At 69.6% G+C, this 9,234-nt stretch carries 8 protein-coding genes and 1 tRNA gene; 8 read left to right on the plus strand and 1 reads right to left on the minus strand.

Features of this window, described 5'->3' with window-relative positions:
* Positions 1-66: 66 nt before the first annotated feature.
* Entirely contained in the window at positions 67-1,032 is a 966-nt protein-coding gene (locus AB0C19_RS30910; RefSeq protein WP_210784778.1) for an acyl-CoA desaturase, read from the minus strand.
* 313 nt (positions 1,033-1,345) lie between these two features.
* Here AB0C19_RS30910 and AB0C19_RS30915 point away from each other — a divergent pair.
* The 8 genes from AB0C19_RS30915 (at position 1,346) to AB0C19_RS30950 (ending at position 9,085) form a co-directional block, all read left to right on the plus strand.
* Positions 1,346-1,417, plus strand: a tRNA-Gln gene (locus AB0C19_RS30915).
* Between the two features lie 110 nt (positions 1,418-1,527).
* Complete coding sequence (glmU, locus tag AB0C19_RS30920; RefSeq protein ID WP_357191015.1) at positions 1,528-3,060, plus strand: bifunctional UDP-N-acetylglucosamine diphosphorylase/glucosamine-1-phosphate N-acetyltransferase GlmU; 1,533 nt, start codon at positions 1,528-1,530, stop codon at positions 3,058-3,060.
* Between the two features lie 58 nt (positions 3,061-3,118).
* Complete coding sequence (locus tag AB0C19_RS30925) at positions 3,119-4,099, plus strand: ribose-phosphate diphosphokinase (protein WP_030329105.1); 981 nt, start codon at positions 3,119-3,121, stop codon at positions 4,097-4,099.
* A 333-nt stretch (positions 4,100-4,432) separates the two neighbouring features.
* Positions 4,433-5,122, plus strand: coding sequence for a 50S ribosomal protein L25/general stress protein Ctc (locus AB0C19_RS30930; RefSeq protein WP_238683599.1), 690 nt, complete (start codon positions 4,433-4,435; stop codon positions 5,120-5,122).
* 94 nt (positions 5,123-5,216) lie between these two features.
* A complete protein-coding gene (gene pth, locus AB0C19_RS30935; protein ID WP_238683598.1) occupies positions 5,217-5,807 on the plus strand; it encodes an aminoacyl-tRNA hydrolase in 591 nt (196 codons plus the stop codon).
* A gap of 132 nt (positions 5,808-5,939) precedes the next feature.
* On the plus strand, positions 5,940-6,770 hold the full coding sequence (locus tag AB0C19_RS30940; protein WP_238683597.1) for a 3'(2'),5'-bisphosphate nucleotidase CysQ: 831 nt from the start codon (positions 5,940-5,942) through the stop codon (positions 6,768-6,770).
* 75 nt (positions 6,771-6,845) lie between these two features.
* Entirely contained in the window at positions 6,846-7,757 is a 912-nt protein-coding gene (gene cysD / locus AB0C19_RS30945; RefSeq protein ID WP_091394617.1) for a sulfate adenylyltransferase subunit CysD, read from the plus strand.
* A 74-nt stretch (positions 7,758-7,831) separates the two neighbouring features.
* A complete protein-coding gene (locus AB0C19_RS30950) occupies positions 7,832-9,085 on the plus strand; it encodes a GTP-binding protein (protein WP_357191029.1) in 1,254 nt (417 codons plus the stop codon).
* The last annotated feature ends 149 nt before the right edge of the window (positions 9,086-9,234 follow it).

Consider the following 9,234-nt stretch of genomic DNA (forward strand, 5'->3'; position numbering starts at 1 on the left):
GGTCCCCCCGCATGGCTCGGTCACCCGGCCATCCTGCCAGGCGGCATCCCCGTGCACCGCCCGGTTTCAGTGGGGTGCGACAGGCTTCACCAGCTTGGCGGCGAGGCGTTCGGGCTTTGGCCAGCGCACCTGGGTTGCCGCGCCGGTCTTCTCGAACAACCAGATCACCCGGGCGGAGATGTCCACCTGACCACGCAACACACCGTGCCGGGCGCTGGTCGGGTCGGCGTGGTGCAGGTTGTGCCAGCTCTCGCCGAACGACAGGATCGCCAGCGGCCAGAAGTTCGACGCGCGGTCGCCCTGGCGCATCGCGAACGGACGCTCACCGTAGACGTGGCAGACCGAGTTGATCGCCCAGGTGACGTGGTGCAGAAGGCCGATCCGGACCAGTCCGGCCCAGAAGAACGCGGTCAGCGCGCCCTGCCAGGACCAGGTCACCAGGCCGCCGATCAGCGCCGGGCCGAGCAGCGAGATGGCCACCAGCGCGGGGAAGAGTCGGTCGACACGGCTGATGTCCCGGTCGGCGATGAGGTCGGGTGCGAAACGCCCGCGGTTGGACAGCTCCCGGCGGAACAGCCAGCCCACATGCGCGTGGAACAGGCCTCGGGTCAACGCCCAGAAGCTGGTGCCGAAGCGCCACGGCGAGTGCGGGTCGCCCTCCAGGTCGGAGAACGCGTGGTGGCGCCGGTGGTCGGCGACCCACTGAATGATCTCGCCCTGCACCGCCAGCGAACCCGCGACCGCCAGCGTCACCCGCAGCCACCGCTTGGCCTTGAACGAGCCGTGCGTGAAGTAGCGGTGGAAGCCGACGGTGATGCCGAGCCCGGAGACGACGTACCAGACCAGGCCGATGATCACGTCGGTCCAGCCCAGCCAGCCGCCCCACGCCACCGGAACGGCGACCAGCAGGGCGACGAAGGGGATCACCACGAAGGCCCAGAGGGCGGCCAGGATGCCGGGGGACTGGCTGCCGTCGGTGAGTGGTTTGGGGCCGGGTCCGGCGGTGTTGGAATCGAGCAGAGCAGTGGACATGGGACCTCGCAGGGGGATGGTAACGATCACGAAGCTACGCCTACGTCACCGTAACTTACGGCACCGTAGATCGCACGAGGAAGTTTCGAATCGCCTTCGCGTAACTGCTCGAAGCCGCAGGTCAGCCGGCCCCGTGGCGGGCACCTGACCGGCCCCGGAAGAGGGCGGCCGAGGCGCGGGCCGACGCCCCCCGAACTGTCGACGGCATCGACCGCTCGCCGTGCGGCGGGATGAGCGCTGGCATCCGACGGCGGGGGCGCTAAGGTGTAGCGGCGGGATGTCCATCCCTCGTGCGGCGTGCTCGCGTCGCTGATCGGCCGTGGTGTAATTGGCAACACCCGGGTCTTTGGTACCCGTATTTCAGGTTCGAACCCTGGCGGCCGAGCTGCCCACCTACGTCCGCTTTAGGGTCCGGTGGGGGTAAGAGGGGAACGTGCCGGGCCTCGCGGCTAGCATGGCCGCGAGAGTGTCCGCCGTCCCGACGGGAGCCACGTCGTGCCCCAGCCCCACCTCCGTACCGTCGTCGTACTTGCCGCCGGTGAGGGTAAGCGGATGAAGTCGACACTGCCCAAGGTGCTGCACCCCCTGCTCGGTCGGACGCTCCTCGGTCACGTGCTGAGCGCCGCCGCACCGTTGGGCGCGGACCGCACCGTCGTCGTGGTGGGGCACGGCGCCGACCAGGTGCGGGCGCACCTGTCCGAGGTCGCTCCGGACGCCACTCCGGTGCTCCAGGCCGAGCAACTCGGCACCGGGCACGCCGTACGGATCGCGCTGGAGGCCGTACCGGACGGTGCCGGCACCGTCGTGGTGATCAACGGCGACGTGCCCCTGCTGCGACCCGAGACGGTGGGTGCGCTGGTGACCGCGCACGAGGAGGCCGCCGCGGCGGCCACAGTGCTGGCTGCCGAGGTGCCCGACCCGACCGGCCTCGGGCGGATCGTCCGGGACGCCGACGGCCGCCTGGAGCAGATAGTCGAGGAGCGCGACGCCAACACGACGCAGCGCGCGATCCGGGAGATCAACGCCGGTATCTACGCGTTCGACGCGGTACGGCTGCGCGAGGCGCTGGGCAAGCTCTCCACCGACAACGACCAGGGCGAGGAGTACCTGACCGACGTCTTCGGTCTGCTCCGTTCCGCCGGCGAGCCGGTCGCGGTGCACGTCGCCGTGGACCACGTCGAGACGTTGGGCTGCAACGACCGGGTGGAGCTGGCCACGCTGCGCGGGCTGCTGCGCGACCGGATCAACGAGGCGTGGATGCGCACCGGGGTGAGCCTGCTCGACCCCGCCACCACCTGGATCGACGTGACTGTCGCGCTGGACCGGGACGCGGTGGTCGACCAGAACACCCAGTTGCGCGGCGGCACTGTGGTCGGCGCGGGCGCGCTGATCGGGCCGGACGTCACCCTGATCGACACGATCGTCGGCCCCGCCGCGTCGGTGGTCCGCAGCCACGCCGTAGGCGCCGAGGTCGGCGCGGGCGCTACCGTCGGGCCGTACGCGTACCTGCGGCCGGCCGCCCAGCTGGCCGAGAAGGCGAAGGTCGGCACGTTCGTCGAGGTGAAGAACTCGCAGATCGGCGCCGGCGCGAAGGTGCCGCACCTGACGTACGTCGGCGACGCGACGATCGGCGAGCAGACCAACATCGGCGCCGCGTCGGTCTTCGTGAACTACGACGGCGTCAACAAGCACCGCACGGTGATCGGCAGCCACGCGCGGACCGGTGCGGACAACATGTTCGTGGCGCCGGTCGAGGTGGGCGACGGGGCATACACGGCAGCCGGGTCGGTGATCATCGATGACGTGCCGCCAGGGGCGATGGGTGTCGCCCGCGCGCGCCAGCGCAACATCGAGGGCTGGGTGGTCAAGCGGCGCGCCGGCACTGCCGCGGCGGAGGCGGCGCAGCGGGCCGGCGACGCGAAGGGTGGGTCCGGTACGACTGGTGCCGCAAGCCACAGTGAGGCAATCCACGGGGCGACCGAGACGGTGGGCGGCGCATCCGGCGCGGGAGATACTGCAACCGAATAGTCCCTGACCCACCACCACCGGGTCGGGTACCGCCGACATAACGGGAGCAGACGGGCCCATGGGCAGCATCGTCGCCGAAAACCGCAAAAGCCTGATGCTCTTTTCCGGACGTGGCTTTCCGGAGTTGGCCAAGGAGATCGGCGAGGTGCTCGGCGTCGCGCCGACGCCGGCCGACGCGTACGAGTTCGCCAACGGCGAGATCTTCGTACGGTTCAAGGACTCGGTACGTGGTTCGGACGCCTTCGTGGTGCAGTCCGTCACGCACGGGGTGAACACGTGGGTCATGGAGACCCTGATCATGGTGGACGCGCTGAAGCGGGGGTCGGCCAAGCGGATCACAGTGGTGCTGCCGTTCTACCCGTACGCCCGCCAGGACAAGAAGCACCGTGGTCGGGAGCCGATCTCGGCGCGCCTGGTGGCGGACCTGCTGAAGACCGCCGGCGCGAACCGCATCCTCACCGTCGACCTGCACACCGCGCAGATCCAGGGCTTCTTCGACGGCCCGGTGGACCACCTCTTCGCGATGGACATCCTGGCCGAGTACGTGGAGCACAAGTACGCCGGCCGACCGATGACAGTGGTGGCACCGGATTCGGGCCGGGTGCGGGTGGCCGAGCGGTGGACCGACCGGCTGGGCGGCTGCCCGTTGGCGTTCATCCACAAGACCCGTGACCCGATGAAGCCGAACCAGGTAGTGGCCAACCGGGTGGTCGGCGAGGTGGAGGGCCGGGTCTGCCTGATCGTCGACGACATGATCGACACCGGGGGCACCATCGCCAAGGCCGCCGACATCCTCAAGGAGTCGGGCGCGGCGGAGATCGTGGTCGCGTCCACCCACGCGCTGCTGTCCGACCCGGCCACCGAGCGGCTGAAGAACAGCTCGATCAGCGAGATCGTGGTGACGAACACCCTGCCGCTCCCGCCGGAGAAGCAGCTGGACAAGCTCACAGTGCTGTCGATCGCGCCGCTGCTGGCGCGGGCGATCCGCGAGGTCTTCGACGACGGCTCGGTGACCACCCTCTTCGGTGGCCTGAGCTGAGCCTGAGCCCCGTTTCCGCCACTCGACACGCTGGCGGGGGCGGGGCTGGCAAACTGGTGGAAACGGGGCCGGCACGCTGGTGGGAGCACCACCGACGCGCCGGTCTTGAGCCGTGATCGGGGACTGCCGGAAACCCTGGAAACAGCTCGGGTAGACTGGTGCGGTTGCCACGGCGAGGGTGCCCGGCGGGCCGCTGAAAAGCGCCGCACGGAGGCACCGTCATCGACGCGGTGCTCCGGGCAGTCGTTCATGACGCATGAGCCCCAGCGAGCCCCTCGCCCCAGCACCGTTAGACGACAAGCCGCCGCAGCGAAAAGCATCAGGAGTTTCCCCGTGTCCGAGGTAAAGATCAGCGCCGAGCCCCGTACCGAGTTCGGCAAGGGTGGTGCCCGCCGTACCCGCCGGGCCGGCAAGGTGCCCGCCGTGCTGTACGGCCACGGCGAGAAGCCCAAGCACATCGCGCTGCCGTCGCGGGAGTTCGCCGCCGCGATCCGCAAGGGTGGTGCCAACCAGCTCTTCGCGATCGACATCGCCGACGGCACCCAGGTGCTGGCGCTGCCGAAGGCGATCCAGCGTGACCCGATCCGCGACACCTTCGAGCACGTCGACCTGATCCTGGTCCGCCGGGGCGAGAAGGTCACCGTCGAGGTCCCGGTCCAGCTGACCGGCGAGGCCGCCCGGGACACCCTGATCGTGCACGACCACGACACCCTCTCGGTGACCGCGGACGCCACCAAGGTTCCGGACCACCTCGAGGCGTCGATCGAGGGCCTGGAGGCGGGCACCCTGGTGACTGCCGGCGATGTCGAGCTGCCGACCGGCGTCGAGCTGGCCGTCGACTCGGAGCTGACCGTCGCGTCGATCACCGCCGCCCCGACCGCCGAGCAGCTCGAGGCGACGCTGCCCGAGGTCGAGACCGCCACCGACGAGGCCGAGGCCGAGGCCGGCGAGACCACCGAGGGCTCCGAGGGCGCGGACACCGAGGCTGCCGCCGAGGCCACCGAGGCGCGCACCGAGGCCTGATCGGTTCGTACTGTGCGACAGGCGTCCCCGAATGTTCGGGGGCGCCTGTCGGCATATCGGGAGTCGGTGGGATGGGCGTCGGAAGGGACAGGTAGTGACGGACGAGGCGGGGCCGTGGCTGGTGGTCGGCCTGGGCAACCCGGGTCGGGAGTACGCCGGCAACCGGCACAACGTCGGGTTCATGGTGGCCGAACTGCTGGCCGGGCGGGTGGGTGCGCGTTTCGGCCGGCACAAGCGGGCGGTGGCCGAGGTGGCCGAGGCGCGGCTGGGGTTCGGCGGGCCGAAGCTGGTGCTGGTCAAGCCACTGACGTACATGAACCTGTCCGGCGGGCCGGTCGCAGCGTTGGCACAGTTCTACAAGGTGCCGACCGCGCAGGTGATCGCGGTGCATGACGAGCTGGACATCGACTTCGGTCAGGTGCGGATCAAGTTCGGCGGCGGCGAGGGCGGGCACAACGGCCTGCGCTCGATGTCGAAGTCGTTGGGGACCAAGGACTACGCCCGGGTGCGGTTCGGCGTCGGCCGACCGCCGGGGCGCCAGGATCCGGCGGATTACGTGCTGTCGGATTTCGGCGCGGCCGAGCGCAAGGAGTTGGATTTCCTGGTGGACCGGGCCGCCGACGTGGTGGAGTCGGTGATCACCAAGGGTGTGGAGCCGACCCAGAACCTCTACCACGGCGGCTGAGCCGGGCGGGGCGTACCCGAATCGGAAACGGCGGGCCGGTAGTCTGCGCCTTTCAGCGTGCCGCGACCGGCGACGCGAGTCGCGGCGGATCGGCCCGTGCGGGCAGCGCGGCGAGGCGACGGGAGCGGACAGATGAGCAGTCCTCCGATGATCGATGGCGCGTTCGCCCGATGGTTGGCGTCCCGGGCTGGGCAGGCGTTGCTCGACCTGCGTACGGAGATGGGTTTCGCCGACGCCGGTGCGCTGAAGTCGGCCGGGGACAAGGTGTCGCACGACCTGATCCGCACGGAGTTGGCGAAGTGGCGTCCGGGTGACGCGGTGCTCTCCGAGGAGGACGAGGGCTCGCGGATGGCCTGGGCCGCTGAGGTGAACACCGGAGCGGTGTCCCGGTTGAACGCGGACCGGGTGTGGATCGTCGACCCGCTGGACGGCACCCGGGAGTTCTCCGAGGAGGGGCGCTCGGACTGGGCGGTGCACGTGGCGCTCTGGGCGCGCAACGCGCCGAGCCCGCACGGGCTGGTCGCCGGGGCGGTGGGGTTGCCGGCGCAGCACCGGGTGCTGGGCACCGACTACCCGCCGGCGTACCCGCCGATGACTGTGGAGGCGGCGACGGCCGGCGAGCGGAAGATCCGCCTGGCCGCAAGCCGGAGCCGGCCACCGGTCTTCCTGACCGATCTGGCCGAGGACGTCGGGGCGCACCTGGTGCCGATGGGCTCGGCCGGAGCGAAAATCGCCGCAGTGGTCACCGGTGAGGTGGACGCGTACATCCACGCAGGTGGGCAGTACGAGTGGGACTCCGCAGCCCCGATCGCTGTGGCGACGGCCACCGGACTGCACGCTTCCCGGATCGACGGTTCTGCGCTGAAATACAACGAGGCGGATCCGCGGCTGCCCGACCTCCTGGTCTGCCGCAAGGATCTCGCCACCCGGTTGCTTGCAGCGTTGCAGAAACATTCCGGGTAGCCTGAGCGAACTTTCTTGACATGCCCGACCGGAAAGGTCTGGAAATCGGATGAGCGAGCGAATCGAGCCGGTGTCATGACCACCCCCGCGGCGTACCAGGTCTCCCACCTGGACGCCTTGGAAGCGGAGAGCATCTTCGTGATGCGCGAGGTGGTCGCCGAGATGGAACGCCCGGTGATGCTCTTCTCCGGTGGCAAGGACTCGATCGTCATGCTGCGGCTCGCGCAGAAGGCGTTCGCCCCGGCCAACGTCCCCTTCCCGGTGATGCACGTCGACACCGGGCACAACTTCCCCGAGGTCCTGGAATACCGCGACCAACGGGTCGCCGAGCTCGGGTTGCAACTCGTGGTGGCGAGCGTGCCGGAGGCCCTGGCCAGCGGCATGGTCCGAGAGTCCGGTGACGGCATGCGTAACCGGATCCAGACACCGGTGCTGCTGGACGCGGTGGAGAAGCACCGCTTCGACGCGCTGTTCGGTGGCGCCCGCCGGGACGAGGAGAAAGCCCGGGCGAAGGAGCGGGTGTTCAGCTTCCGCGACGAGTTCGGTCAGTGGGACCCGAAGAACCAGCGGCCGGAGCTGTGGTCGCTGTACAACGGCCGGCACCACCCGGGCGAGTCGATCCGGGTCTTCCCACTGTCCAACTGGACCGAGCTGGACGTGTGGCACTACATCGCACGGGAGCGCATCCCGCTGCCGTCGATCTACTACGCGCACGAGCGTGAGGTGATCGAGCGGGACGGCATGTTCTACGCCGTAAACGAGTTCTTCCGCCCCCGCGCGGGTGAGGAGCGGTTCAAGGCGCAGGTGCGCTACCGCACCGTCGGCGACGCCTCCTGCACCGCCGCTGTCCGTTCCGACGCGGACACCGTGGAGAAGGTCATCGAGGAGGTGGCTGCCACCAGGATCACCGAGCGCGGCGCCACCCGTGGTGACGACCGGGTCAGTGAGGCCGCCATGGAGGACCGCAAGCGGGAGGGCTACTTCTGATGAGCACCGAGATCGTGGCGTCCGCGAATGCGGAGGCCCAGGCTGCCACCGGGGCCGGGCCGGAGGCCCGGGCCATGGACCTGCTGCGGTTCGCCACCGCCGGCAGCGTTGACGACGGGAAGTCGACACTGATCGGGCGGCTGCTCTACGACACCAAGTCGCTCTTCACCGACCAGTTGGCCGCCGTGGAGGCGGTCAGCGCGGCCCGCGGTGACGAATACACCAACCTGGCGTTGCTCACCGACGGTCTGCGTGCCGAGCGGGAGCAGGGCATCACGATCGACGTGGCGTACCGGTACTTCGCCACCCCCCGGCGCAAGTTCATCATCGCCGACACCCCGGGCCACATCCAGTACACCCGCAACATGGTCACCGGGGCGTCGACCGCCGACCTGGCGTTGATCCTGGTGGACGCGCGCAAGGGCCTCGTCGAGCAGTCCCGCCGGCACGCGTTCCTCTGCTCCCTGCTGCGGGTCCCGCACCTGGTCCTCTGTGTCAACAAGATGGACCTGGTCGACTGGTCTCAGGAGGTCTACGAGCGGATCGCCGACGAGTTCACAGCGTTCGCGGCGAAGCTCGACGCACCGGACCTGACAGTGGTGCCGGTCTCCGCGTTGCGCGGCGACAACATCGTCACCCGGTCGGACAACATGCCCTGGTACGAGGGCCCGTCGCTGCTGCACCACCTGGAGCGGGTGCACATCGCCAGCGACCGCAACCTGGTCGACGTCCGGTTCCCGGTGCAGTACGTGATCCGTCCGCAGTCCACCACTGTCACCGACTACCGCGGCTACGCCGGCCAGGTCGCCTCCGGCGTGCTGAAGCCGGGTGACGAGGTGATGGTGCTGCCCTCCGGCTTCACCAGCCGGATCGAGGCCGTGGAGACCGCCGACGGGCCGGTCCCGGAGGCGTTCCCGCCGATGTCGGTGACGGTACGACTGGCCGACGAGATCGACATCTCGCGGGGTGACCTGATCTGCCGGCCGAACAACGCGCCGGCGGTGGCCCAGGACATCGAGGCGATGGTCTGCTGGATGGACGAGACTGCCCCGCTGCGGGTCGGCGGCCGGTACGCGATCAAGCACACCACCCGGTCGGCACGGGCGATCGTGCGCGGGCTGCACTACCGGCTGGACATCAACTCCCTGCACCGCGACGAGTCGGCCGACGAACTGCGGCTCAACGAGATCGGCCGGGTGCGACTGCGCACGACCGTGCCGCTGCTGGCCGACGAGTACCGCCGTAACCGCACCACCGGCGGCTTCGTCATCATCGACGAGGCGACCAACCGCACGGTGGGCGCCGCCATGATCGTCGAAGCCAGCTAACCCCAACCCGCCGGCCCGCCGGGTACGCCGGCTCGCCCGCAAGATCGCGCTCGATCCAGGAAGTAGTGGGCAAAACAAAAACGGGTGGCCACACAAAACAATAAAAAACACGCCCCCCACAGATCGGGAGAGCGGGGGGGGGGGGAGGA

Source organism: Micromonospora sp. NPDC048842 (genome assembly GCF_040649935.1).
GTDB lineage: Bacteria > Actinomycetota > Actinomycetes > Mycobacteriales > Micromonosporaceae > Micromonospora > Micromonospora hortensis.

What these genes read in the sequence shown, in the direction of transcription:
- AB0C19_RS30940 (WP_238683597.1), top strand. Translation starts at nt 5,940, where the DNA reads ATGAGCAGTCCTCCGATGATCGATGGCGCGTTCGCCCGATGGTTGGCG.
- AB0C19_RS30910 (WP_210784778.1), bottom strand. Translation starts at nt 1,032, where the DNA reads ATGTCCACTGCTCTGCTCGATTCCAACACCGCCGGACCCGGCCCCAAA.
- AB0C19_RS30950 (WP_357191029.1), top strand. Translation starts at nt 7,832, where the DNA reads ATGGACCTGCTGCGGTTCGCCACCGCCGGCAGCGTTGACGACGGGAAG.
- cysD (WP_091394617.1), top strand. Translation starts at nt 6,846, where the DNA reads ATGACCACCCCCGCGGCGTACCAGGTCTCCCACCTGGACGCCTTGGAA.
- AB0C19_RS30925 (WP_030329105.1), top strand. Translation starts at nt 3,119, where the DNA reads ATGGGCAGCATCGTCGCCGAAAACCGCAAAAGCCTGATGCTCTTTTCC.